A 23,933-nucleotide genomic window follows, 5' to 3' on the forward strand; every position below is an offset into this window, starting at 1 on the left:
TCCTGCAGAGGGGGTGGTGCCTGTGCAGAATACCACCAATACCTCATGCACTGGCAAGGGAACTCTGCTCTTGCGGTGGGATGTTGGCCGTCTTATGGCTGGCCGTATGAGTATGTTAGCGACCAAAGCTTCCGCAATGTCCGTGGGTGGTCATGTCCGGGCAATTGCCATTCTGGGCCTGCCGTTGATCGGCGGCCATGTGGCGCAGTTTGCCATTGGCCTGACCGATACGGTCATGCTGGGCTGGTACGGGGTTGATGAGCTGGCGGCGGTGACGCTGGGCTCATCCTATTTCTTCTCGATTTTCCTGCTGGGATCGGGCTTTGCCTTTGCGGTGATGCCGATGGTGGCAGCGGCGGCCGGCGCCGGCGAGGAGCAGCAGATCCGCCGTTCGACCCGCATGGGCTTGTGGCTGTCGCTGCTGTACGGAGCGCTCGCGATGCCGCTGCTGTGGTGGTCGGAACCTATTTTGCTGGTGCTGGGGCAGGAGGCAAAGGTGGCGCATGATGCTGCTGAATACCTGCGGATTGCCGGCTGGTCGCTGTTTCCGGCGCTGTTGTATATGGTGGCGAAATCCTATCTGGCGGCGCTGGAACGCACGCAGATCGTGCTGTGGCTGTCTGTCTTTGCCGCAGTGATCAACGCGCTGGTGAACTATGCGCTGATCTTTGGCAACTGGGGGGCGCCTGAGCTGGGGATTGCCGGTGCGGCCATAGCCTCGCTGGTGACCAACGGCCTGTCCTTTGTGGTGGTACTGGCCTATGCGCTGAAGGTGCTGCCGGAGCATGAGCTGTTGAGAAACTTCCACCGACCGGACTGGGAGATGATGGGCAAAGTGTTCCTCATGGGCACTCCGATCGGTCTGACGACCCTGGCAGAGGCCAGTCTGTTTGCAGCCTCGGCCATGATGATGGGCTGGCTGGGCACGGCGCCACTGGCGGCGCATGGGATTGCGATCTCGCTGGCGGGGCTGACGTTCATGGTGCATCTGGGCCTGTCCAATGCTGCCACCATCCGGGCAGGCAATGCCTTTGGTCGCGGCGACCGGGCGCATCTGGCGCGCGGCGGCAAAGTGGTGACGGTGATGTCGCTGCTGGTGTCGGCGGTGGCGATTGTCCTGTTTCTGACCTTCCCGGACGCACTGATGTCGCTGTTTCTGGATGCAGAAGATCCGCAAAGGGACCAAATTCTGCTGATCGGTGGTGTTCTGATGGCGGCGGCGGCGCTGTTTCAGCTGATGGACGGGATGCAGGCAGTGGCGCTTGGGCTGTTGCGCGGGGTGCAGGATACCGGGATGCCCATGGTGATTGCTGCGCTCAGCTATTGGGCGGTTGGCATTCCAGCCTCTTATGTATTTGGCTTTATGCTGGGCTGGGACGGTCTGGGCGTTTGGATGGGGCTGGTTGCAGGGCTGACCTGCGCAGGGCTGTTCCTGATGCTGCGGTTCTGGCGCCGGTCCATCAAGGCCGTGGGCGCGGCCACCTGAGGACGCCAAGGTCGGGTTTGATGGGGGCGGCTGCCCGAACGGCTCGGTGTTTGCGCGGGGCATCCGGCAGGCTGCGGATATGACGCGCAGGATTTTGCCAGGTCTGCATGCGCAGCCGGGCACGCGCGGAAAGCCGCAGAAACCGGAGTTGCATCTGCGCGGACAAAGGCCTGTTTGGTTTTGAAGGCGGTAAACTGCTTGTTTTGATAGAGAAAAACGGCGCTGATGCGCCGGGATGCCTGCCGGATGCGGTTGGGGATGGCGCCGTGCCAGAGCGCGACATAGCTGTTTGCCACGGTCCGCGGGACGCTCCCCGGACCGCAACAAACCAAAGGATGACTGGAGTGTCTCACATGAAAAACTTTGCCCTGACCGCCGCTGCCGTTGCTGCCCTGACTGCTTCTCCGCTGGCTGCAAAAGACCTGGCCGCCGAGCTGGACGCTGACGGCAATGGTACGTTCTCGCTGGATGAGCTTCAGCTGGCGTTCCCGGAACTGACTGCGGAAACTTTTGCCACCATTGATGCCAATGCGGATGGGGAGGCCGATGCGGCTGAGGTCAGCGCGGCGATCGAGGCAGGAGTACTGACCCAGGCAGGCTGATCCCTGCCCAAGCCGCTGATGCGCCATCATGCTGCGCCTCTCTTGCCTTTCAGGGGCAGGCGCATACTCCCTTGCAGCCGCGCAGATGATGGCACAGCGCAGGAGAGGCCCCGTGGATCGCGGGGCCTTTTTGCCTGTGCCGGGTGGCGGTTGTGCAGCATTTTCAGTCGGGTTTCAGGGGGTGGGCCGGGCGTCCTGCCTGTAGGGTCCGCGCAGATCAGAAACACTTGCGCTGGGCATCATCCCGCCCGCGGAATCCGGAGACAGACCCTATGTCCAAACCCATCGTCCTTATCACCTCGGCCACTGGCCGTATCGGCCGCGAATTGGTGGCACGCCTGGCGCAGGCGCAGCAGTTCACGGTGCGCGCCTGCTATTTCAGCGAGTCCAAGGCTGATCAGCTGACGGCGCTGGGAGCGGATGAAGTGGTCAAGTTTGACCTGTCGGAACCCGCCACCTGGGAGGCCGCGCTGGACGGTGTCTCGGCGATCTACTCTGCTTCGCTGGACCCGATGCTGGAGGGGCATCTGAATTTCTGCAAGGGGCTGGGAGCGCGCCAGAATCAGATCAAGCATGTGGTGCGTGTAAGCTGCATGGGCGCGGATACCAATACAGCGGATTACGATGCGGACACCCATGCATCGCGCGCCGGTGCCGGCATTCCGCTGATGCTGCAGCATTACTGGTGGGGCGAGAAGGCGCTGATCGATGCGGGGCTGAATGTGACCGCGCTGCGCAATAACTTCTTTATGAACCACCTGCTGAAGACCGACTGCGAAACCATTGAAACCGAAGGCTGGTTCTCCAATCCCCTGGGCAATATGCGCAATTCTTTCGTCGCCACCCGCGACATTGCAGAAGCTGCAGCGGTGGTGCTGAGCGAAGGGCCTGAGCGCCACGGCAACAAATTCTATGACATCACCGGCCCGGCGCCGCAGTCGATGGCAGAGATTGCCGCAGATCTGGGCCATGCGATGGGCAAGGAGATCGAATACCGTCCGCAGTCGATGGAGCAGTTCGAGGCCGATTTCGGTGCCACCCGCGCCGAGTTCTTTGAATATCTGACCAACGGTTTCTACACCCGCTGCAGTCCGGATTTCTACAACATCACCGGCCACAAGCCGACGTCCTATTATGACTATCTGACCACCAAGGGGGCCAGCGGCGAAACCGGGCTGGAGGAGCTGTGGCAGGGCAACCTGTGGAAGAAGGGCGTGGATGCGATGAAAGACGCGGCAGGTGCCAAGGCATCCTGATCAAGGCAAATGGTGCGGCGGGTGATGTGCCCGCCTCGCCTGACGCTGTGCCGGTCCGGGCAAGCGCAAGTGTGCGTTGAGATCAGCGGCATCGCGCTATAACCTGCAGCCGGTTTCTTCAGTCAACGGCGGGAGGTGGCCCCAGTGGTGGCAAGGGCGCGGATATATGTGGCAGCGGTTTTTCGGGCAGCTGCAGTGTTTGCCTGTTTGATGTTGTGCCAGCCCTATCCAGCCCAGGCCGGTCCTGACACAGGACAGCAGCGGGCCGGGTTATTGTGGAACAGGACTGGGTTGCCCGCGGTGTTTCCGTTGCAGGTGAAGACACCTGCAGGAGCAGATTACTTTCTGACGTTAACAGACCAAAAGACGGGCGAGGATGCTTTGGCTGCCTTCATAAAGGGAGGCGCCTTTTTCAAGGTGCTGGTGCCGCCGGGTCAATTTGTGCTGCGTTTTGCCAGCGGCAAGGAGTGGCAGGGGGAAGACGCTCTGTTCGGTCCTGACACCCGGCATTTCGAGATGCCTGAGCCCTTGGAGTTTGCTGTGCGTGGGTTTGGGGGGAAAGCAGGCCACGTCGTGACCCTGCGCCGGCCGCGCCCCGGGCGCAGCTGGCTGGCAGCCTTGAAATCGCAGTCCATTTGCCAAATTGCCCGCCTGGAGATCCCGCATTCTGCGTTGCCGGACCCGCAGCCAGGTGGCCGCTTACGTCAACTGAGCCTGGACGCGCGAAAGCAGGAGAGGCTGCATTTGAAGAGGCTGCAGGCCGAGCGGTTTCGCCGTCAGAATCTGGTGCAGACGGATGAGACCGGCCAGCTGTATACCAGACATCTTCCGGCGCTTCTGTCTGCATCGCAGAAAAGGCAGAAAACGCACAACAGGATTGAGCCGCGACTGACACAGAGCCTCCGGTCCTACGCTGTCCGTTCACGGTTTTGCGGCTAAGAGAGACACTAGCCGTCGCCACGTACCTTCAACATCAGCCGTCGCCACGTACCTTCAACATCCGGTCTGCCTTTTTGCGCACCAGCACGCTGCGCAGATCGTGCATCGCGAGCAGAAGAGCGTCGGTGACCTCCTCCAGCTGCGCGTCCGTTGCCCGGCTGTTGGCCCAATGGGCGGTCAGGTTCAAATGGTCGACGGCGCGGTGGATGTCGTCCATATCGCGGGCGGCCAGGGTGGCGGTGCGGGCCTGCATCCAGGATTTGATCTCGGCAAGATCCTGTTCGCTGAGCGCGCGCTGGCCATGTGGTTTGATCTCGCCGTTGCGGATGTTCACAACGGCGATCTGGTCCATTTCAATCCGCCGGTTGCGGTTTTCGGTATCCACGCGGAAGACAAACGCGCCGTTTTCACGGACGCGGAAAAAATACTCCGGCAGTTCGGCGCTCATGCTTTGTCTCCTGTTTACGTCAGCGAGGCGCAGAAGTTCTGAATGCGGAGGCAAGCCTCTTCCAGCGCTTCGTCCGATGTAGCGTAGCTGACGCGGAAATTGGGCGACAGGCCGAATGCTGCACCAAAGACCACGGCGACGTCTGCTTCTTCCAGCAGCGCTGTGGCAAAATCCTCGTCTGTTGCGATCACCTTGCCTGCAGGCGTGGTTTGCCCAATCAGCCCGGCGATGGAGGGGTAGACGTAAAAGGCCCCTTCGGGCACCGGGCAGGAGATGCCTTCGATCTCATTCAGCATTTTGACAACCAGATTGCGGCGGCGCACGAATTTTTCGTTATTGGGCGCCAGGAAATCCTGGGTCCCGTTCAAGGCTTCCACCGCGGCCCATTGGCTGACGGAACAGGGGTTGGAAGTGGATTGTGACTGCACCTTGCGCATGGCGCCGATCAGTTTTTCGGGGCCTGCGGCATAGCCGATGCGCCAGCCGGTCATGGCATAGGCCTTGGAGACGCCGTTGCAGGTGAGAGTGCGGTCATACAACGCCGGTTCAACTTCAGCTGGGGTGCAGAATTCGAACCCGTCATAGGCGAGGTGTTCATACATGTCGTCGGTCATCACCCAGACATGCGGATGGCGCATCAGCACGTCGGTCAGCTCTTTCAGCTCTGCCCGGCTGTAGCCTGCGCCGGTGGGGTTCGACGGCGAGTTGAAAATGAACCATTTGGTCTTGGGGGTGATCGCGGCTTCCAGCTGATCTGCGGTCAGCTTGAAATGGGTCTGCAGCGAAGTCTCGGCAATCACCGGCGTGCCGCCGGCCAGCAGCACCATGTCGGGGTAGGAGACCCAATAGGGGGCTGGGATCACAACCTCGTCGCCCTCGTTCAGAGTGGCCATCAGCGCATTATAGAGCGTCTGCTTGCCGCCGGTGCCGACCGAAACCTGCGCAGGCGTGTAGTCCAGCCCGTGGTCGCGTTTCATCTTGGCACAGACCGCCTGTTTCAGCTCCGGGATGCCATCGGGGGCGGTGTATTTGGTCTTGCCTGCGGCGATGGCAGCGACGGCGGCATCCTTGATGTTCTGCGGCGTGTCAAAATCCGGCTCGCCGGCGCTGAGGCCGATGACATCGCGCCCCGCTGCCTTCAGTTCTGCCGCCTTGGCGGTCATCGCAATAGTGGGTGACGGTTTTACACGCGATAGGGTCTCCGACAGGAACGACATGGGGGCTTGGCCTCGGTTTGTATGTTTATCACAACTGTCATAGGGTGCGGCTAGACAGCGATCAAGCTGCGTTCGAAACTGGATTTAGGAGAACTGGCAATGACTGAGCAGACCAACGATTGGTATGGCCCTGATGCTGCGACTTTTGGCGACCGCGTTGCCGCGGCGCGCGAAGCAGCCGGTATGACCCAGGGCCAGCTGGCGCGGCGGCTGGGAATCAAAAAATCCACTCTCAGCGCCTGGGAGCGGGACCTGTCGGAGCCGCGCGCCAACAAGCTGACCATGCTTGCGGGAGTGCTGAACGTATCTATGTCCTGGCTGCTGACAGGCGAGGGTGAAGGCATGTCGGAACCGGCGCCGCTGGAGCTGGAAGCCGGAGATTTCGCCAGCGTTCTGAACGAGCTGCGTTCGCTGCGCAGTGAAATGCGCCAGAATGCAGAGCGGGCTGCAAGGCTGGAAAAGAAACTGCGGGCGGTGCTGCAGGTGAGCGACTCTCCGGCGGCGGAATCTGTCTGAGTCGGGAGGATGCAGGAAGACCGTGCCACTCGCCTGAAACGGCTGCAGATGCGTTCGATGCGCCGGGGTATCAAGGAAATGGATATCCTGCTGTCGGCGTATTCTGCCGCCAGCTTGGAGCATATGGATGCTGAAAAGCTGGATCTTTACGACCAGCTGCTGCATGAAAATGATCAGGATCTGTACCAATGGGTGACGGGCCAGGCGGAGCCGCAGGAGCGGTTCCGCACCCTGATTGCGGAGATAGCGCAAACCCATCAAAAATAATAAAATTCGGGCTTAACAGATTTTTCGGGAATTATTGGCATCTTGCCTCAGAAGCAAATTCGAGTCGGAGATGCGAATGAGTATGGAAATGCCAATCAGCCAGACGGACCGCAAAGGGTTCATGACTGGCTATCTGGAGGCGCTGGGTCTGCTTGAGCGCCTTCATCGTCTGCTGCTGGACGTCATCAAGGACGAGTTTGAACGCGTCGGTGTGCTGGAGATCAATGCGGTCCAGGCGCTCTTGCTGTTCAATATCGGGGACAATGAGGTGACCGCCGGGGAATTGAAGTCCCGCGGTTATTATCAGGGCAGCAATGTCAGCTACAATCTGAAGAAACTGGTCGAGATGGGCTATATGCACCATCAGCGCTGCGAGATCGACCGCCGTTCAGTACGGGTGCGCCTGACCCAGCGCGGCCGTGAGATCCGCGATATCGTGTCGGCACTGTTTTCCCGCCATGCCGAAGGGCTGGAAGGCAAAAACGTGATTTCTTCCGAAGGGATCGAGGATATTACAGCCTCGCTGAAGCGTATGGAACGCTACTGGTCGGACCAGATACGCTACATCTATTAAACTGTCGGCCAGGGAAACGTTCTGGCAGGCAATGGCTGCAGAGCCGGGGAACCCCGGCTGGCCAAAGACGGAGCATAGGGGAAACCGTGCTCTGACCGTTTCGAAGGGTAAAGCGCCGGATCCGGAAAGGGTCACGGCAGAGGGCTGCAGAAGCGGCTGCCCTTTTTCGCGGATACTTGTTCTTGATCATTGGTGCGCATCACCGGCTGCCCATCTGGGCTGCGCCGGTTTTTTGCATGAGCGGGCGCGCTATGCAGGAGACCTGCTGCAAAAGATCCGCAGAGCGGAGCGCGGCTGGCGGCGCCTGGCACAGTGTTGCACAGCGCACCACAGGCCTGCTTTCGGGGCAGCAGGCCGCTGCCCTGTTACCAGTGGCCGGTGTTTTCCATGCTGGCCCAGGGCTCAGCCGGGGGCAGGGGATCGCCGTTTTGCAGCAGTTCAATCGAGATATTGTCGGGAGAGCGCACAAAGGCCATGCGGCCATCGCGCGGCGGGCGGCTTATGGTGACACCGTTGTCCATCAGGTGTTGGCAGGCGGCATAGATGTCATCAACCCCATAGGCAAGGTGGCCGAAATGGCGGCTGTCACTGGGCAGCCCGTCATCACCGTCCCAGTTCCAGGTCAGTTCCACCGGGGCCTCTTCCTGCCCCGGGGGCGCCATGAACACCAGGGTGAAACGGCCTTGTTCATTCTCATAGCGTCGGGTCTCCTGCAGGCCAAGAAGCCGGTAGAAGGCCATGGATGTTTCCAGGTCTTTCACCCGGACCATGGTGTGCAGATAGGTGAGGGGCATCAGCGGTCTCCTGCTTTTGTTTTCGGGAACTTTAGCAGCGCCCGCCGTGAAGGCCAGCAGAAGCACGGGGGCTTTCAGAATTTTGATTCAACGCCGAGAGAGATCGAGAATTCGGAGCTGTCGTAGCGGCTGTGGTTGGAACTGCGCTTGCCTGCCCGGATGCGCATCATCGGTGCGAAGCCTGCGTAGTCGTAGTCTTCGAAAAACACGTTTAAGTCCGCATAGAGAGAGTTGTCCTGTCGGCCGCCGGGAATGGCCTGCCAGCCAAAACCGTTGTGGAAGACGTGACCGGGATAGTCCGCAGCCCCCAGGATCAGCCCGGTGCTGACTTTGGCAGGGCCGATGGCCTGTGCAAGAGCGTAGCCGATCCGCATGGTTGCGGATGTTCCTGCGGAATTGACATTTCTGGTATGGGTGTCCCGCAGGCCGAAAGAAAAGCTGAGACTGTTGCCGTTCTCCAGTTGCCGTGACAGCGAGGCGCCGAGGCCGAATACATCGGCTCTGAGCGCGTTCACGCGCGGGTCGAGCCGGTGTTCGGCGCTGCCATGGACGGTGAGCCGGTTTTGGCTGGAGAGAGACCAGCTGCGGGAGCCGGACAATTTCACAAGATTGTAGTTTCGTTTGCCGCCATACCAGGAGGTCGCGCCAGTCAGGGCGATCCGCGCGCTGCCGCCGCTGTCTGCCTGACCGGCTGCAAAAGCATGGCTCAAGGTGATTTCACCGTAAGTGGACCCAAATTCGCGATTGCGCGGCGTGCTCGTGTGAATCAATTCCGCCAATGCTGCGGCTTCTTCCTTGGCGCTGGAAGACAGCGCAACACGCTGGACATAGAGGCGCCCGCTGAGCGAGGTCAGGCTTGTTTTGCTTTGCCGCAAACGGCGGCCGATGCTGGTGTCCAGCGTGCCGATGAGCCCAGAGAGAGCAATGGCCCGCGGGCCTAGCCTGTTTTGATGCGAACTCAGGCCGTCGATTTCCTGGGTAGCCGCATCCGAACCACTATTTACATTGTTTGATGGTTTCACCCCGCCGCTGATCCGGAAAGACCACGGGCTGATCCGGCGCAAGGTCTTGTAGTCTTTGGCGATCAGGGCGTCGGCCTTGCTGTCCGGAGCGTGAACCGCGGTCCGGCGCAGCCAGTATTGCGACAGCACCGGGCTGCCGCCCTGAAAGGCCAGGCGAGAGGCCAGCTGGCCAATCTGAAACTTGGCGGCACTGTCAGGAGCATAGCGAAAGGCACGGGCTGCAGCCTGGCGTCCCTTTGCGGGCCGACCGGTTTGGGCATAGGCTGCCGCTTGCAGATGCCAGGCGATGTGATTCTTGCGGTTGGCTTCCAACAAGGCGTCCGACAGCTGTAATGCCAGCTTTGGATTGCCGTTTTCCAGAGCATGAGCAGCAAGCGCCTGGCCTTGCCCTAACGTCAAGTGGGCTTGGGTCCGCGAGGACTCCTGAGCTTGGGGTTGACCGCTGAAAACGGCCAACCCGACAAGTGTTGCCAGGACTCTGTGCATTTTTACGGTGCTGGCTGGTCGCAAACCGGATCGCTGTGATCACCGCCGCATTGGCCAAGAACAAAAATGCCGTATTCTTCGATGGTTGCGGGGAGGCCGTCGATATGATTGGTGGCGTGTACACTGCCTGCAACGGATTGGGCATTTGCGCCGGAAAAGATCCCGCCATACTCGCCGACTGCCACTTGATCGATGGTTGCCGTGCCTGTGAACGTGCCGTCTTCGGTAATTGCGTCAGGGGAAAGTTCCAAATCGGCCGGCGAAGCCTCACCTCTATCTGGTACTACACGGTTGTAGATCACCCCGTTTACAGTGTTGTCCCTGAAGTCAGCGTTGATGAAAACGTCGCCGGTAATCTCCGCACCCTGACTAGGGAGAAGTTCCGCTGGGGTTCCAGAGGCTACCGGAAGCAAATCTTCGCTGCTGCCAGCGGTGTTCAGCAGTCCGACGTAGGTCCCTGCATAGCTGACAAGCCCACCGGAGCCCTGATCGGTTACCGGCGCAGAAAAGGCGCCTGTGCGGCCGTAGTTGGTGCCGGCAAAGTAATAGTTGAACTGACCGCCTGTTGCGACAACGACGGCATAGCCGCCCTCGATCTCGCGAACGTAAGCGGTGGAATGGCGGTCGAGAGACGAGTCTTGAACTGTGTATGCCTCGTATCCGTTCCGGTCGAGCGCAGGTTTGCGCACGTAAGAGGATGAGAATGGCGTTTCGTCCAAGCTAACGCCAGAAACACTCAGCGTTTGATTGGAAGCATTATAGCTAACGCTTTCAAGATCGTTTGCCAAAGCCTCTGGAACAATCGATTCTGTATCGGTTCCGGTCTCTGTGCCATCATCTGTTGTGGCGAAAGGGTTACCCCCGCCGCATGCGGACACCACGGACGCAGCCGCAAGTCCTAGCCAAAAGCGCCTCATCTGCCTCTACCTCAATAAGCTTTTATCGTTTTGCGCCACATTCGGCTGCGGCGCTTCAGTTGTCAATTCAACAGCTCTGTTTTGGCCGCAACCGTGGCGGATGCGCTACCTGTATTTGGTTTGCTATATCGCTTTGGGTGGCAAATATGGTATATTTGCAGTGTGTGAAGGGCGGTGATTTCTGCCTTGGCGCGCGGCGTGCCATTGGGTATGCCGGGTGCGGTATTCCCGGCGGCGGCAGAGGGCAGTGATGCAGCAGTATCTCGATCAGCTACAGTATATTCTGGATCATGGGGAGCCGTCCGGGGATCGGACTGGAACCGGCACGCTGTCCTGTTTCGGGATGCAAACACGCTATTCCCTGGCGGATGGTTTCCCGCTGGTGACCACCAAAAAACTGCATTTGCGTTCGATCATCCACGAGCTGCTGTGGTTCCTGTCCGGCGACACCAATATCCGTTATCTGAAGGAAAACGGGGTGTCGATCTGGGATGAATGGGCCGATGAGAACGGTGACCTTGGCCCGGTGTATGGCCATCAGTGGCGCCAGTTTCCAAAGCTGCAGCTTGCAGAGGGCACAATTGGCGATGAACCCTTGTACCGCGCAGGAAGCGTTGACCAGATTGCGGATCTGGTTGAAATGATACGCAAAAGCCCGGACAGCCGCCGCCTGATTGTGTCGGCCTGGAACCCTTCGGATGTGCCAGATATGGCGCTGCCGCCTTGCCATACTCTGTGGCAGGTGCGGGTGGTGGGCGGCAAGATGCATCTGCAACTGTACCAGCGTTCCGCCGATATGTTCCTGGGGGTGCCGTTCAACATCGCCTCCTATTCGCTGCTGTTGGCAATGCTGGCACATGTGACTGGCTATGAAGCCGGGGATTTCGTGCATACGATGGGGGACGCGCATATTTACTCCAACCACGTAGAGCAGGTGCAGCTGCAACTGTCGCGCACCCCCAAGCCGCTGCCGCAGTTGCGGATCAAGCGGCAGGTTGGATCGATTTTCGATTTCAAGTTCGAGGATTTCGAGATCCTCAACTATGACCCTGATCCGGTGATCAAGGCACCGGTCGCGGTCTGAGAGACAAGGACAACAGGCATGATTACCCTGATCGCGGCGCGGGCGCGCAACGGTGCCATTGGCAAGGACAACGATATTCCCTGGTTTGCACCGGAGGATTTGAAGGCGTTTCAGCGCGAGACCCTGGGAGGGGCCATCATCATGGGCCGCAACACCTGGGACAGCCTGCCGGTGAAGCCTTTGAAGAATCGGCTTAATCTGGTGGTGTCCTCCAACCCGCGGGCAGCAGAGAATGTGCTGCCGTCAATTGAGGCTGCGGTGCAGGAGGCCTATGCCAAAGGGTACCGTCGCGTCTATGGCATCGGCGGCGAGAGGATTTATCGCGGTATGCTGGAGATTGCGGACCGGCTGCTGGTCACTGAGGTTGACCTGACCATCGAGGACGCAGATGCCTATTTTCCCGATTTCGAAGCGGACAGCTGGACCAGGGCCGGGGAAACGGTGCTGCGCGACAGCGATCCGGCCTGCGTGATGGTGGAATATCTGCGACGGGGCTAAGGCGGCCCTTATTGCCTGCGCAGCGCCGGGTCAAAGTCCGGGCGCTGCGCAGACATCGACCTTACACCGTTTTGATGTCAGCCGCCATTTGCCGACCGTCCCGGCCCTCGGTCAGCTGATAGCCGACCTTCATATTGTCGGCGAGACTGGTCATGCCCGACCGTTCCACCGCTGAAATGTGCACGAACACATCCTTGCCGCCTTCATCGGGTTCAATAAACCCGTACCCTTTTGTGGTGTTGAACCACTTCACGGTGCCGCTTGGCATTTCCCGCGTCTCCTTCTACTTTGTGCGTCGTCCCGGGATACCCCGGTGTATCCGGCCCGTTCGCCAATTGCGGAGAACGGAGTCAATCCGAACAACCTAGAGTTTTACACGGGCCGAACGAAAATCAAGAGAAACCAGTGAATTCTACCATAAATTGTGTAGGTTCCGGTTGGGGAGCAACAGGCATCATGAAAATCTACGGGCTCAAGAATTGCGATACCTGCCGTAAGGCGCTGAAACAGGTTCCGGGTTCCAGCTTGATCGATATCCGCGCCGAAGGAATGCCGGACGGCCTGCTGGAAGCAGCTCTGGCGCAGTTCGGCGCCAAGCTGGTCAATACGCGGTCTACGACATGGCGGGGTCTCAGCGAGGAAGACCGTGCCAATGCGCCGCTGGATCTGTTGCAGGCACACCCGGCACTCATGAAGCGGCCGCTGATCGAGCGTGACGGGGAATTATTCCTGGGGTGGGATCAGAACACCAAAGCGGCCCTTGGCGCGGGTTAAGGCGCCGCCTATGTCTGAACCGCAGTTTTTGGGAGACGGATAATGCGCAATGCAGCCCTTGTTCTGGGGATCATCGCCGGGGTTTTCGGCATGGTGGTGGGCTTCTTCGGTTATGGCTATACCGCCGCAGTAGAGCATTTCGGCGAGGTCGACGGACTGGCCGAGCAGGTCGAGAATGTCGAGCAGCTTCGCCTGCTTGCGGTGTTGTCGCCGCTGTTGGCGATTGCCGGCGGTGCGATGGCCCGGGCCCGGGCCTTGTGGGGCGGTATCCTGCTGCTGGGATCGGCGGCGGGGATGTATGCGGGCTTTGGCCTGAATGTCTTCACCATCTTCCCGCTCAGCTTTGCCGCTGTGGGCGGTCTGATGGCGCTGGCGGCCGGCAAACCGGATGAGCCCAAGGCGCATTTCTGATCCATTTACTGACCGCATGAAAAAGGCGCCGCTGCCGGGGCAGGGCGCCTTTTGTAATTGCCAGTTGGCTGCGTCAGGCCATGGCGGGTTCCATACGGGTGCGCAGCAGGGCGTCGGCAGACAAGGCACCTGCGCCTTTGACCACCAGAACCGCCAGCAGGAAGATCCAGAACAGCCGCTGGTCCAGGATGACCGCGTCGGGGAAGCGGTCGAACAAGGCGCCAAGGGTTTTATCATCGGTGGCGCCATGGCCGTAAACATCGGTGAGCGACTGCACAATGACAAAGCCGATCATGCCCAGCGAGGCGAGGCGTGTGAACAGGCCGACTACGATCAGCAGCGGCAGGATGAATTCAGCGTAAGTGCCGGCCAGAACGACCAGCTTTTGAAACAGTCCGAACTGCGAGACGTCATAGCCAACGGCCTCCAGCTGTTTCGGAAAGATCTGGCTGTAGGCGCCGATCGACGGGCTGAACAGCCCGAAAATGCCGTCGCCCAGCTTGGTCAGCCCTGATTTCCAGAAATAGAGCAGCAGTGTGGAGGCAAAGACGAAGCGGGCCGCCAGCGGCAGCAGCCAGCTGCCGCCTCTTTCCACCTGGCGGAAGATGGCGTCGTGAATGGTGACAAATGCGTGCATGGATTTACCCTTTGCTGTCCAATCCGGTGATTGCGCCGCCCTGCAACAGCAGAGCCAGCGTGGCACCCAAGTCGAAGGTTTCGTCTTCGGCGGCGGCCTGTTCCAGCGCTTCGCCGATGGTTGCGCCCCCCATCAGGGCGCGGATCCAGTAGGCGCCGCCTGGCGGCAGAACCTGGGGAATGGGGTCGAATTCGGGGCGGGTGATCAGCACGTCCTGCGCCTGGGGGGCCGGTTTGGGCGCGCCGTCCTCAGTGTTATAGAGCCAGATGGCGTGAACGGGCCAAGCAGAGCATAGAGCCTGCACCGCAGGTGCCAGCGTTACCCTGGTGTTCATCAGCTGGTCTGGCGACAGGGCGGCAAGCGCGTCAGGCGCAATGGGGGCTGCATCGGCGGCGTGGTAGGCGCGGCGCAGGGCCAGCTCCAGCCGGGCGACATCGCCGAGGTAGCCCAGATGTTTGAGCTGCTCCATGCCTGCAAGGAAGGCCGGGAAATGTTCACCGTAGAACATCATCAGCGGGGATGATGGCGGATGCTGGCGCAGGTAGATGCCTGCCAGTCCGTCCATGTTCTGTTTGCCAAGGAGTTTGGCGATCACCGGAAAGGCGCTGTGCATCGCTTCGGTCAGGGAAACGGCCACATTGTTGCGATAAACGCTGAAGCGGCGCCCGGCAGGCTGGGCCAGTTGATCAATCAGACCGTCCGGCACCGGCTGGCCCGCATCCATCATGGCGCGGGTGAAGTCTGTCTGGGACACGCTCATGCCGGCAGGCGCTCCAGCGCGGTTGCTGCACGGGCGGCCTCAGCCTCCAGAACTTGCCAATCGGGAACGTCGTTGTCCCATTCAATCAGCACCGGCTTGGGGCCGGACTTGGACAATGTGTAGTCCAGCAGGGCCCAGACAGGATCCACAACCGCGCGGCCGTGGCTGTCGATCAGCAGCGGATGCCCGTGATCGACCTCATCCTCGTCATGGCCGCCAAGATGAATTTCGCCGACCTTTTCCAGCGCGAAGGCGTCGATGTAACCCTGAGGCGAGAAGTCAAGGTTGGTGGCCGACACAAAGACGTTGTTTACATCCAAAAGCAGCCCGCAGCCGGTGCGCCGGGAGATTTCGGCAAGGAAGTCAGGTTCCGACCATGTGCTTTCGGCAAAGGCGAGGTAGCTGGAAGGGTTTTCCAGCAGCATCCGGCGACCGATTGCGTTTTGCAATTCATCGATATGAGTGCAGATGCGCTGCAGGCTGGTGTTCGTGTAGGGCAGCGGCAGCAGGTCGTTGTAAAAATGGCTGTCGTGGGTGGACCAGGCCAGATGTTCGGAGAAGCTGGCAGGGTTCAACCAACCCACCAGATGCTTGAGCCGGGCGAGGTGGTCCTTGTCCAGAGGGGCTTCGCCACCGATGGACAGGCCGACACCGTGCACTGACATGGCAAAGCGTTCCGACAGGTGGCGCAGCTGCGCAAGCGGGCGGCCGCCGTCGCCCATATAGTTTTCTGCGTGAATTTCCAGCCATCTGACGCTGCCCGCATCTTCGGTGATCTGGGCAAAATGCTGCGGTTTGTAGCCCACACCAGGAGCGGCGGGCAGCCTGTCATATGCAGCAGTATCCAGCATGTCGGTTCCTGTGGCGCGGGTGCAGAAGGGGCGGGAATTGACACTCCCGCCCCGGACTTCAGTCAGTTCTTAGGCTGGCAGGTCACGCTCCAGCGGCTCCAGCGAGCCTTTGCGCGCGGTGCCGTCTGCCATTGCAGGCAGCTCCATGCCTTCGCAGCTGCCGGCATCAACCAGAGTCCAGGCGTTGCCCTGGTAATCGGTGGTTGAGGTGCCTGCGCAGGTGGTGCCGGGGCCGGCGGCGCAGTCGTTCTGGCCGGCCAGCGAAACGCCGTAGCATTTTTCCTTGGTGGCAGCAGCAGCGGGGATGGTCGAAGCTGCGGTCAGAGCGGCGGCAACGGCGCTGGCAACGGCCAGGGATTTTGCAGTGGTCGACATCTCGTGAATTCCTTTCGGTTTAACATGCGGTGTCGTGTTGACAGGAAAAGACTAACCCGAGGTTCTCAGGAATTTAAGTCACGAGGCCGTGTCTCACAGCTGCGTCAGCAGGGGTTGCGCAGGTTTCTGGGGTAAACCGTTGTTTTTATGGTGATTCACGGTCCTGAAAATGAAAACGGCCCCTGACCGGGGGCCGTTTGTGTTGCAAATTGAGCGAAATGTTACAGAAGGTCCGGCGGCGTGGATTCGACTGCCAATGCCTTTGTAACATTTTCGAGGCTATCAACCTTGGTCTGCTTTTCGCCAAGACGGCGGACAGAGACGGTGCGCTCCTCAACTTCGCGGTGGCCGACAGCGAGAATGACCGGAACCTTGCCCACCGAATGCTCGCGGACCTTGTAGTTGATCTTCTCGTTGCGGATGTCGGCTTCGGCCCGCACGCCGGCGGCGCGCAGGGTTTCGACCACTTCGGTCACGTATTCGTCGGCTTCCGAGGTGATCGAAGCAACCACAACCTGACGCGGGGCCAGCCAGAACGGCAGCTTGCCTGCGTGCTCTTCGATCAGGATGCCGATGAAGCGTTCAAAGGAACCGAGACAGGCGCGGTGTAGCATGAAGGGGCGGTGTTTGTTGCCGTCAGCACCGATAAAGCTGGCCTCCAGCCGTTCCGGCAGGTTGGGGTCAACCTGCAGGGTGCCGCACTGCCAGTTCCGGCCGATGGCATCGGTCAGGGTGAACTCCAGCTTGGGGCCGTAGAACGCGCCTTCGCCTTCGAGGAGTTCGAAGTCATAACCGGCCGCCTTGCAGGCATCCCCCAGCGCTTTTTCCACCAGATCCCAGCTTTCATCCGAGCCGATGCGCTTTTCCGGGCGGGTCGACAGCTTGATGGTCCAGTTGTGAAAGCCGAGGTCGGCATAGACCTTGGACAGGAAGGCGATGAATTTTGCGGTCTCGGATTCGATCTGATCCTCGGCGCAGAAAATATGGCCATCGTCCTGGGTAAAGCCGCGCACCCGCATGATGCCATGCAGCGCCCCCGAAGGTTCATAGCGCGCACAGGAGCCGAATTCTGCCATCCGCAGCGGCAGGTCGCGGTAGGATTTAAGGCCTTGGTTGAACACCTGCACGTGGCAGGGGCAGTTCATCGGTTTCAGCGCATTGATCGCTTTTTCGCGGGCATGATCCTCGTCGACTTCGACGATGAACATGTTTTCCTGGTACTTGTCCCAGTGGCCCGAGGCCTCCCACAGTTTGCGGTCCACGACCTGCGGCGTGTTTACCTCGACATAGCCGTCACGCTCCTGCATGCGGCGCATGTAGTCCTGCAGGGTGGTGTAAATCTTCCAGCCATTGGGGTGCCAGAAGATCTGTCCCGGCGCCTCTTCCTGCATGTGGAACAGGTTCATTTCACGGCCCAGCTTGCGGTGGTCGCGCTTGGCGGCCTCTTCCAGCATGTGCAAATGCGCTTTCAGCTTCTCCTTGCCGGTGAAGGCAACGCCGTAAATCCGCTGCAGCATCGCGCGGGAGCTGTCGCCGCGCCAGTAGGCGCCCGCGATGCTCATCAGTTTGAAGGCATCGCCCGGCAGCTGGCCGGTGTGCTGCAGATGCGGGCCGCGGCAAAGGTCCTGCCAGTCGCCGTGCCAGTACATGCGCAGCGGTTCATCGCCCGGGATGCTTTCGATCAGCTCGACCTTATAGGGTTCGTTCAGATCGGTGTAGTGCTGGATCGCGCGGTCGCGTTCCCACACTTCGGTGCGGACCTCATCACGCTTGTTGATGATGTCCTTCATCTTTTTTTCAATGGCGCCGAGGTCTTCGGGCGTGAAGGGCTCGGCACGGTCAAAGTCGTAGTACCAGCCGTTTTCAATGACCGGGCCGATGGTGACCTTGGTGTCGGGCCAGATTTCCTGGACGGCACGCGCCATCACATGGGCCAGATCGTGGCGGATCAGCTCATTTGCCTGTTCTTCATCCTTCAGGGTGTGGATGGCGATGGAGGCATCGGCGTCGATTGGCCACTGCAGGTCCCAGTGCTGACCGTTGACGGTGGCAGAGATGGCCTTCTTGGCCAGAGAGGTGGAAATGCTGGACGCCACCTGCGCAGGCGTTACGCCTGCGTCAAAGGATCGTGCATTGCCATCGGGAAAGGTGAGAGAGATTTCGGCCATCTGTTGGCTCTCCTCGTCGGTTTGGCGCCCACTGAACGCCCGGTTGCGGGTATATGTTTGGTCTGCGCCTTTTGCTGTCAAAGCGGCGGCAAGTCAAGCAGGGTTCGCATGTGGCTGTTATTGCGCAGGAAAAATGCGTTGTGTGCCAATGCATGCCATTGCACATATTTGTATACAGCTAAGCTTTTGAAAAATAACATAAAAATATTGCATTGAATTTCAGCTTGGGGCAGGGTGTGCGAAAGACGAAATGCAATGGACATACCCGAGGAGTGTTCCAATGACCCGCCCGAACCCGAACTTTGACCTGACAGTCGAAGATATGGATCTGATCGAAACCGCGTTGCAGCAAAGCCGGAATATCCTGTCGGACCGCCAGATGACCTATGAGTTCTGCGCGGATCTGGAAGGGACGCCGGACCGGGAAAAGGCGCGGCGGGTTGGAGAGACCCTGGGTCGCATCCAACAGCTTCTTGGGCGGCTGAACACTCAGAAAGCGGTCTGCGGCGCAGCGGCAGGCGCTTCGTAAACCAGTCCCGGTTTCGGATACCGGCCGAGGCGGCAGGCGAGGGGCCGGCCCCTCGCGCTCCCCGGGGTATTTCGAACCAGAAAGAAGCCGGATCAGTTCTGCGCAGCTGTCGGCACGCCGTCGCGGATCATTGCGGAATAATCCGGCCCGATGCCATGGGCTTGTGCAATCGCGGTGATACTGCCAAGCGCCCGCAGGTCTCCGATGCTTTGGCTTTGATCCAGAACGCCCTGTTCCCAGGCATAGTCCGGCAGGTAGCCGTTGGCCAAAAGCCGCCAGTCCAGCGGGACATCTTCAGCAAAGCTGCGGATCAGCGCCATGACCACAGTGGTGCAATTGGTGGTCAGGGAATTGTACCATTGGGGCCGGGCTGCCAGACTGTTGGCGGTGTCGACATATTTCAGTAGCAAGTCGCGGCTGGTGTCGGGGCGCACGTTGGTGCGAAACAGCTGCACGTCCTCGCCGCGGGCATTGGTGCGTGTGCCCACAAGATCACGCTCATCGGCGGCAATCAGCACCAGAGTGTTGGATTTGAACAGATCGGCAATGGGAGAAAAGCCGCCATCGGCCTGGCGCCGCACTTCGACTGACCAGGCGATGTGTTCACCGCCTTCAAAGCCGAAGCTGACGATCATATGCGCCATCTGCGGCCCGGCCCAGTAGGACATGAACAGATCCGTGGTTGCGAGTTTGGTCAGGTCGTAGCTGCGGGTTTCCCAGTTTTCGGCAAATTCTTCCGGGGTTTCCCAGTTGAAATTCCGCACCCCCGCCAGGGTCAGAATGTCGCCTTCCACTTTGCCGGTCACCTGCCGGGTGACATCCGGCGCCCAGTTGCCAGTTGCCGGAGGGGTAAGGGTTGACCACCACAGGATCACCGCGGCCAGGGCCAATGTTATGGTTGTCAATGCCCGCAGGGCGCCGCGGCGGAACAGTCCTGCGATGACTGCAATACCCAGGAGGGCAAAGCCGCCTGCAAGTACAACGCGCCCCAGCGGTTCAAACGGCAACCGGTACCACAGGGCCAGAACGGCCCAGATGGTGGCCAGCAAAACGGCAAGTGCCACGGCGCCGGTGAAAATGCCCTTGATGAACTTGAACATGCTCCGGGTCCTCTGAAAAATTTCTGCGGACCATAAGGAAGCCGGAAGGGGAGTTGCAAGCCGCCAATGCAGCGACTTGCGAGGCAGGCGGTGCCATGCCACACCTTGGGAAAAGCACAGGAGAGCAAAGACATGCCAGCCGCATCTTACCTTGAAACCGCCAAGGGCCGCCGCATCGCCTATCATAGGATCGAAGGGCAGGGGCCTTGGGTGGTGTTTCTGGGCGGGCTGAAATCCGACATGGAAGGCACCAAGGCTGTGCATCTGGAGGCCTGGGCCAAGGCGCGCGGGCAGGCTTTTTTGCGGTTTGATTATTCTGGCCACGGCGAAAGCTCTGGCAAGTTTGAGGATGGTTGCATCGGCGACTGGCACGAGGACACGCTGGCGGCGGTGGCACAGCTGACCGAGGGGGAGATTGTGCCGGTGGGCTCTTCCATGGGCGGCTGGCAGGCACTGCTGCTGGCGCGTGCCGTGCCGGAGCGGATCAAGGGATTGGTGACTGTTGCTGCGGCACCGGATTTCACCGAGGATGGCTGGTGGGCGCAGTTTTCAGATGCGCAGAAGGTGGAGCTGGAGACCAAGGGGTTTGTCGAGCTGCCAAGTGATTACATGGAGCCTTATTACGTGTCCAAGCGGATGGTTGAAGATGGGCGGACGCGGTTGGTGCTGCGTTCCCCCCTGGCGCTGCCTTTCAAGGTGCGCTGCTTGCAGGGGACGGCCGATACAGCCGTTTCCACAGAGACCGCTTTGCGGCTGATGGATCACGCAACCTGCCCTGACATGCGGCTTACCTTGGTGAAAGATGCGGATCACCGGTTTTCGGATGAAGCGTGCCTGAGGATGATCGAGGATGCTGTGTTGGACGTTCTGGGCGGCAGTTGAGCTGCAGGCCACGGGCAGGACTTCCGGCAAAGGCGGGAGGCCATTGGCGCATTTTGTGAAAAGGAATTGAAATTGGAACAAAGAGTAAGCCTGATCACGCTGGGCGTGCCTGACATGGAGAAGTCTGCCGAGTTTTATGAAGCTTTGGGATGGAAACGGGCAGACAGCCCGGATGGTGTGATTGCTTTTGATCTGATTTCCCAAACTCTGGGGCTGTACCCTCTGGCGGCGCTTGCAGAGGAAATTGGCCTGCCAATCGGCGCCTTGGGCACCGGGGCGGTGACGCTGAGCCATAACACCCGCAGCAAGGCAGAGGTGGCACAGCTGCTGGCGGCGGCGGAGCGGGCCGGGGCAGATGTGCTGAAACCTGCGCAGGATGTGTTCTGGGGCGGGCATCACGGATATTTCCGCAGCCCGGACGGACATATATGGGAGATTGCTTTCAATCCGTTCTCCCCCCTGGACGGGAACGGCGCGTTCCGCTGGAACGGCTATTGATCGTGGCAGGGGCGCGGCAGATGTTTTGTAAATTGCTGCCGCGCAGAGGTTTTCCTTGATCCTGGCAGCTGTTGCCCTCAAGGTTGAGGAACGGGTGGAAGGCAAACCGCGAGGGCAGAACATGCCTTATGACCAGCAACCGTGCCGCGAACCCCTGGTTCTGCTGCCGGGCATGATGTGCGATGGCCGGATCTTTTATGCTCAGGTCAGAACGTTCTCCGGCAGTATGCCGGTGATGGTGCTGCCGCTGGTCGGCGGTGATACGGTTGAAAAGATCGCCGCCCGGATGCTGTGCCATCTGCCGCCGCGTTTTGCTCTGGCAGGATGTTCAATGGGTGGCGTTCTGGCGATGGAGCTAATGCGCCGGGCACCTGAACGGATCAGCCGCCTGTGCATTATCGGGGCCAGCCCACTGGCCGAGACGCCGGATCAGGCGGCCAGCCGGGAGCCGCAGATCGTGGCTGCGCGTGCCGGCCGGCTGGAAGACGTGCTGCGCGAGACGATGCCGACGGACTCCCTTGCGCCCGGTCACTTGCGGCTGGAGGTGCACAAGCTGTTTTGCCGGATGGGAATGGAACTGGGACCGGAAATGTATGTGGCGCAGGCGCGTGCTTTGCAGCGTCGGCCGGACCAGCAGGCCGCGATGCGGCGGGTGCATGTGCCAACGCTGGTCTTGGGCGGTGAGCATGACACGATCGTGCCGCCTGCAAAGCTTGACCTGCTGGCACAGCTGATCCCGGAGGCGCGTTTGGAAATCTTGCCCGATGCCGGTCATTTTCCGGTTTTGGAACAGCCCGATGCTGTGAACCGCGCGCTTCTGCACTGGTTGGCAGCGCCGGAAGCCGACTCGTCTTCGGCCTCTGTGCTGAGTGCCTAAGGGGTGAGCTTGGCGCGCTCTTCTTTGCTGATCTGATGAGGTTCGGCCACCGGCTTGCCGGTATTGGCATCAAAGAATGGTGTTTCCTTCCAGCGGCCTGACAGCCGTGCAGTGATCATCCGGCTGATGATGCCCCAGGCCATAACGCCGCCGCCTTTGGTGCGGGTTTGCTTACCGGGGGCAGACAGGAAGGCTTTGGCGCGGATCTTGCCCAGAGCAGAAATGTCCTCGAACAGGTCAGAACGCATTCCGGCGAAGGGCAGGCCGGGTTTGGCCAGCGTGTTGGCAAAGGGTGTGCCGCAGCAGTCAGCGTACCAGCGCAGCGGGCCGCGCGGGCCAAGACGGATGGCTTTCAGATGCGCGGCCCCCTGCGTGATGGTGATGCTGTCCGGCGACACCTGGAGCAGGTCGACCGGGTCCGGGGCCGGATCTGGCTGCCCGTGATACAGTTCATTGGCGCGGCAGTCAGAGCAATAGCAGACGACACGGGTTCCGCCTTTGATCCCTGCTGCGGAAACCACGCCGCACACGGCGCCGCAATTGCAGGAGAACCTCTGCGCTCCCGCCATCCGCTCAGGCGGCCGTGTTCTTGTTGGCGGGCTTGCTGGGGGCCGGTTTCTTGCGGCTGTTGGCGTTCATGAAATCAATCACCAGCGGCCGGATGTTGTTGCGCCAGCTGCGGCCGGCAAAGATGCCGTAATGGCCAGCGCCGGGTTCGACATGGCTGGCTTTCTTCTCATCCGGCAGGCCGGTGCACAGCTCCAGCGCCGCGATACATTGGCCGGGTGCAGAGATGTCGTCCTTGGCGCCTTCGACGGTTTTCACAGCCACGTCGGTGATCTTGCTGAAATCCACCTTATGGCCGTTCACGACGAAGGCGTTGCGGGCGATTTCGCGATTTTTGAAAACGCGTTCGACGGTGGACAAGTAGAATTCCGCTGTCATGTCCATCACCGCCAGGTATTCATCATAGAAACGGTTGTGGGCGTCATGGTCCGAGGCTTCGCCTTTGGAGACGCGGTGGATCTGGTCCATGAAGGCCTTGGAATGCCGTTCGCCGTTCATCGACATGAAGGAGGCCAGCTGCAAAAGGCCCGGATAGACCTTGCGGCCGACCCCTTTGAATTTGAAGCCAACGCGCTGGATCATGGTTTCTTCCAGCTGACCCATGGTGACGCGGCGGCCAAAGTCGGTGACCTCGGTCGGGGTGGCGTCCGGATCCACCGGGCCGCCGATCAGCGTAAGCGACGAAGGCTGCGCCTTGGGGTCGCGTTCAGCCAGATAGGCAGTTGCGGCCAGTGTCAGCGGCACCGGCTGGCAAACAGCGATTACATGGGTGTCGGGGCCAAGCTCACGCATGAAGTCGACGAGGTACAGCGTATAGTCCTCGACATCGAATTTCCCCGCGGAAACAGGAATGTCGCGGGCATTGTGCCAGTCTGTCACATAGACTTCACAATTCCTGAGCAGACTTTGCACGGTGGAGCGCAGGAGGGTGGCATAATGGCCGGACATCGGGGCAACCAGCAGCACTTTGCGCGGCTGTTCCTCGCGGCCGTTGACCTTGAAGTGGATGAGGTCGCCAAAGGGGCGCTCGATCACGGTGGTGATCTCGACCAGATGGTCTTTGCCGTCCTCGCAGGTGAAGGAAGGGATGCCCCAGTCCGGTTTCACAACCATGCGCTGGTAAGTACGTTCCGTCACTTCGCCCCAGGCGGCCATCCAGCTGAGCGCAGGGTTTGGCAATGCGGAAAAGACAGGGTAAGATGCCATGGAGAGGGCGGTGGCGCCCAACCATTGGTTGGTGTTCCGGACGGTCTCCATCAGGTCGTAGGTCATCATGTATCGCATGCGCGTCTCCTTCGGGCTTTGCCCCAGCGTCAACGGACCAACACGTCCGGACTATCGGACCAATCGCCGCTTTGCCCTGAAATACGCAGAAGCGTATTCTGCATAGCAGAAAGC

General features: G+C 60.2%; 29 protein-coding genes. 14 read left to right on the forward strand and 15 right to left on the reverse strand.

Annotated features, from left to right (window positions below):
* Window positions 1-106: 106 nt before the first annotated feature.
* The 3 genes from ACP151_RS10540 to ACP151_RS10550 all read left to right on the forward strand — a co-directional run bounded on the left by ACP151_RS10540 (window position 107) and on the right by ACP151_RS10550 (window position 3,344).
* On the forward strand, window positions 107-1,486 hold the full coding sequence (locus ACP151_RS10540; RefSeq protein WP_424978863.1) for an MATE family efflux transporter: 1,380 nt from the start codon (window positions 107-109) through the stop codon (window positions 1,484-1,486).
* Window positions 1,487-1,839: 353 nt separating this feature from the next.
* Window positions 1,840-2,088 carry an EF-hand domain-containing protein gene (locus ACP151_RS10545; RefSeq protein WP_424978864.1) on the forward strand — a complete coding sequence of 83 codons (249 nt, stop codon included), beginning with the start codon at window positions 1,840-1,842 and terminating at the stop codon, window positions 2,086-2,088.
* 272 nt (window positions 2,089-2,360) lie between these two features.
* Window positions 2,361-3,344, forward strand: a complete 984-nt coding sequence (locus ACP151_RS10550) for an NAD(P)H-binding protein (RefSeq protein WP_424978865.1) — start codon at window positions 2,361-2,363, stop codon at window positions 3,342-3,344.
* Between the two features lie 973 nt (window positions 3,345-4,317).
* Here ACP151_RS10550 and ACP151_RS10555 read toward each other — a convergent pair.
* Both ACP151_RS10555 and ACP151_RS10560 read right to left on the reverse strand, forming a co-directional pair.
* Entirely contained in the window at window positions 4,318-4,731 is a 414-nt protein-coding gene (locus ACP151_RS10555; RefSeq protein WP_424978866.1) for a hypothetical protein, read from the reverse strand.
* Between the two features lie 14 nt (window positions 4,732-4,745).
* Window positions 4,746-5,948, reverse strand: a complete 1,203-nt coding sequence (locus ACP151_RS10560) for a pyridoxal phosphate-dependent aminotransferase (protein WP_424978867.1) — start codon at window positions 5,946-5,948, stop codon at window positions 4,746-4,748.
* 99 nt (window positions 5,949-6,047) lie between these two features.
* Between ACP151_RS10560 and ACP151_RS10565 the strand changes: the two genes are divergently transcribed.
* From ACP151_RS10565 to ACP151_RS10575, 3 genes are all read left to right on the forward strand, one after another.
* The gene (locus ACP151_RS10565) at window positions 6,048-6,464 is read left to right on the forward strand and encodes a helix-turn-helix domain-containing protein (RefSeq protein ID WP_424978868.1); all 417 of its coding nucleotides are present in this window, start codon (window positions 6,048-6,050) and stop codon (window positions 6,462-6,464) included.
* A 9-nt stretch (window positions 6,465-6,473) separates the two neighbouring features.
* Window positions 6,474-6,731, forward strand: a complete 258-nt coding sequence (locus ACP151_RS10570) for a succinate dehydrogenase assembly factor 2 (RefSeq protein ID WP_424978869.1) — start codon at window positions 6,474-6,476, stop codon at window positions 6,729-6,731.
* 76 nt (window positions 6,732-6,807) lie between these two features.
* A complete protein-coding gene (locus ACP151_RS10575) occupies window positions 6,808-7,305 on the forward strand; it encodes a MarR family winged helix-turn-helix transcriptional regulator (RefSeq protein WP_424978870.1) in 498 nt (165 codons plus the stop codon).
* Between the two features lie 365 nt (window positions 7,306-7,670).
* Here ACP151_RS10575 and ACP151_RS10580 read toward each other — a convergent pair whose 3' ends face one another.
* The 3 genes from ACP151_RS10580 to ACP151_RS10590 form a co-directional block, all read right to left on the reverse strand.
* On the reverse strand, window positions 7,671-8,099 hold the full coding sequence (locus ACP151_RS10580; protein ID WP_424978871.1) for a VOC family protein: 429 nt from the start codon (window positions 8,097-8,099) through the stop codon (window positions 7,671-7,673).
* Window positions 8,100-8,173: 74 nt separating this feature from the next.
* Entirely contained in the window at window positions 8,174-9,520 is a 1,347-nt protein-coding gene (locus tag ACP151_RS10585; RefSeq protein ID WP_424978872.1) for a tetratricopeptide repeat protein, read from the reverse strand.
* A gap of 89 nt (window positions 9,521-9,609) precedes the next feature.
* Complete coding sequence (locus tag ACP151_RS10590; RefSeq protein WP_424978873.1) at window positions 9,610-10,524, reverse strand: thymidylate synthase; 915 nt, start codon at window positions 10,522-10,524, stop codon at window positions 9,610-9,612.
* Window positions 10,525-10,774: 250 nt separating this feature from the next.
* On the opposite strand from ACP151_RS10590, the gene ACP151_RS10595 reads away from it, so the two are divergent.
* Together ACP151_RS10595 and ACP151_RS10600 are read left to right on the forward strand one after the other, a co-directional pair.
* Window positions 10,775-11,608, forward strand: coding sequence for a thymidylate synthase (locus ACP151_RS10595; RefSeq protein WP_424978874.1), 834 nt, complete (start codon window positions 10,775-10,777; stop codon window positions 11,606-11,608).
* Between the two features lie 18 nt (window positions 11,609-11,626).
* Window positions 11,627-12,106 carry a dihydrofolate reductase gene (locus ACP151_RS10600; protein WP_424978875.1) on the forward strand — a complete coding sequence of 160 codons (480 nt, stop codon included), beginning with the start codon at window positions 11,627-11,629 and terminating at the stop codon, window positions 12,104-12,106.
* Between the two features lie 61 nt (window positions 12,107-12,167).
* Here the strand turns inward: ACP151_RS10600 and ACP151_RS10605 are convergent, their stop codons facing one another.
* Complete coding sequence (locus ACP151_RS10605; RefSeq protein WP_424978876.1) at window positions 12,168-12,374, reverse strand: cold-shock protein; 207 nt, start codon at window positions 12,372-12,374, stop codon at window positions 12,168-12,170.
* A 188-nt stretch (window positions 12,375-12,562) separates the two neighbouring features.
* Between ACP151_RS10605 and ACP151_RS10610 the strand changes: the two genes are divergently transcribed.
* Together ACP151_RS10610 and ACP151_RS10615 are read left to right on the forward strand one after the other, a co-directional pair.
* Window positions 12,563-12,880 (forward strand): arsenate reductase family protein, encoded by a 318-nt coding sequence (locus ACP151_RS10610; RefSeq protein ID WP_424978877.1) that lies wholly within the window; start codon window positions 12,563-12,565, stop codon window positions 12,878-12,880.
* Window positions 12,881-12,922: 42 nt separating this feature from the next.
* Window positions 12,923-13,291 (forward strand): hypothetical protein, encoded by a 369-nt coding sequence (locus tag ACP151_RS10615; protein WP_424978878.1) that lies wholly within the window; start codon window positions 12,923-12,925, stop codon window positions 13,289-13,291.
* 73 nt (window positions 13,292-13,364) lie between these two features.
* Here ACP151_RS10615 and ACP151_RS10620 read toward each other — a convergent pair whose 3' ends face one another.
* The 6 genes from ACP151_RS10620 to ACP151_RS10645 form a co-directional block, all read right to left on the reverse strand.
* Window positions 13,365-13,928 (reverse strand): DoxX family protein, encoded by a 564-nt coding sequence (locus ACP151_RS10620; RefSeq protein ID WP_424978879.1) that lies wholly within the window; start codon window positions 13,926-13,928, stop codon window positions 13,365-13,367.
* 4 nt (window positions 13,929-13,932) lie between these two features.
* Complete coding sequence (locus ACP151_RS10625) at window positions 13,933-14,688, reverse strand: DNA-binding domain-containing protein (protein ID WP_424978880.1); 756 nt, start codon at window positions 14,686-14,688, stop codon at window positions 13,933-13,935.
* A complete protein-coding gene (locus ACP151_RS10630) occupies window positions 14,685-15,539 on the reverse strand; it encodes a DUF692 domain-containing protein (RefSeq protein ID WP_424978881.1) in 855 nt (284 codons plus the stop codon). The genes ACP151_RS10625 and ACP151_RS10630 overlap by 4 nt, the downstream gene beginning before the upstream one ends.
* 69 nt (window positions 15,540-15,608) lie before the next feature.
* Window positions 15,609-15,914 carry a DUF2282 domain-containing protein gene (locus ACP151_RS10635; protein ID WP_424978882.1) on the reverse strand — a complete coding sequence of 102 codons (306 nt, stop codon included), beginning with the start codon at window positions 15,912-15,914 and terminating at the stop codon, window positions 15,609-15,611.
* Between the two features lie 221 nt (window positions 15,915-16,135).
* Complete coding sequence (gene thrS / locus ACP151_RS10640; RefSeq protein ID WP_424978883.1) at window positions 16,136-18,082, reverse strand: threonine--tRNA ligase; 1,947 nt, start codon at window positions 18,080-18,082, stop codon at window positions 16,136-16,138.
* 77 nt (window positions 18,083-18,159) lie between these two features.
* Entirely contained in the window at window positions 18,160-18,345 is a 186-nt protein-coding gene (locus ACP151_RS10645; RefSeq protein WP_424978884.1) for a hypothetical protein, read from the reverse strand.
* A gap of 17 nt (window positions 18,346-18,362) precedes the next feature.
* Here ACP151_RS10645 and ACP151_RS10650 point away from each other — a divergent pair, with 17 nt between their 5' ends.
* Entirely contained in the window at window positions 18,363-18,611 is a 249-nt protein-coding gene (locus ACP151_RS10650) for a hypothetical protein (protein WP_424978885.1), read from the forward strand.
* Window positions 18,612-18,703: 92 nt separating this feature from the next.
* Here the strand turns inward: ACP151_RS10650 and ACP151_RS10655 are convergent, their stop codons facing one another.
* Window positions 18,704-19,711 carry a DUF4105 domain-containing protein gene (locus tag ACP151_RS10655; RefSeq protein ID WP_424978886.1) on the reverse strand — a complete coding sequence of 336 codons (1,008 nt, stop codon included), beginning with the start codon at window positions 19,709-19,711 and terminating at the stop codon, window positions 18,704-18,706.
* A 132-nt stretch (window positions 19,712-19,843) separates the two neighbouring features.
* On the opposite strand from ACP151_RS10655, the gene ACP151_RS10660 reads away from it, so the two are divergent.
* The 3 genes from ACP151_RS10660 (at window position 19,844) to ACP151_RS10670 (ending at window position 21,968) form a co-directional block, all read left to right on the forward strand.
* On the forward strand, window positions 19,844-20,593 hold the full coding sequence (locus ACP151_RS10660; RefSeq protein ID WP_424978887.1) for an alpha/beta hydrolase: 750 nt from the start codon (window positions 19,844-19,846) through the stop codon (window positions 20,591-20,593).
* Window positions 20,594-20,665: 72 nt separating this feature from the next.
* A complete protein-coding gene (locus ACP151_RS10665) occupies window positions 20,666-21,091 on the forward strand; it encodes a VOC family protein (RefSeq protein ID WP_424978888.1) in 426 nt (141 codons plus the stop codon).
* Window positions 21,092-21,212: 121 nt separating this feature from the next.
* Window positions 21,213-21,968, forward strand: a complete 756-nt coding sequence (locus ACP151_RS10670) for an alpha/beta fold hydrolase (RefSeq protein ID WP_424978942.1) — start codon at window positions 21,213-21,215, stop codon at window positions 21,966-21,968.
* Here the strand turns inward: ACP151_RS10670 and ACP151_RS10675 are convergent.
* Window positions 21,965-22,537 carry a DUF6151 family protein gene (locus ACP151_RS10675; RefSeq protein ID WP_424978889.1) on the reverse strand — a complete coding sequence of 191 codons (573 nt, stop codon included), beginning with the start codon at window positions 22,535-22,537 and terminating at the stop codon, window positions 21,965-21,967. The genes ACP151_RS10670 and ACP151_RS10675 overlap by 4 nt on opposite strands.
* 4 nt (window positions 22,538-22,541) lie before the next feature.
* Window positions 22,542-23,819, reverse strand: a complete 1,278-nt coding sequence (phaZ, locus tag ACP151_RS10680) for a polyhydroxyalkanoate depolymerase (RefSeq protein WP_424978890.1) — start codon at window positions 23,817-23,819, stop codon at window positions 22,542-22,544.
* Between the last annotated feature and the right edge of the window lie 114 nt (window positions 23,820-23,933).

The sequence above is a fragment of the Leisingera sp. S232 genome (assembly GCF_049800895.1).
In the GTDB taxonomy this organism is placed as follows: Bacteria; Pseudomonadota; Alphaproteobacteria; order Rhodobacterales; family Rhodobacteraceae; genus Leisingera.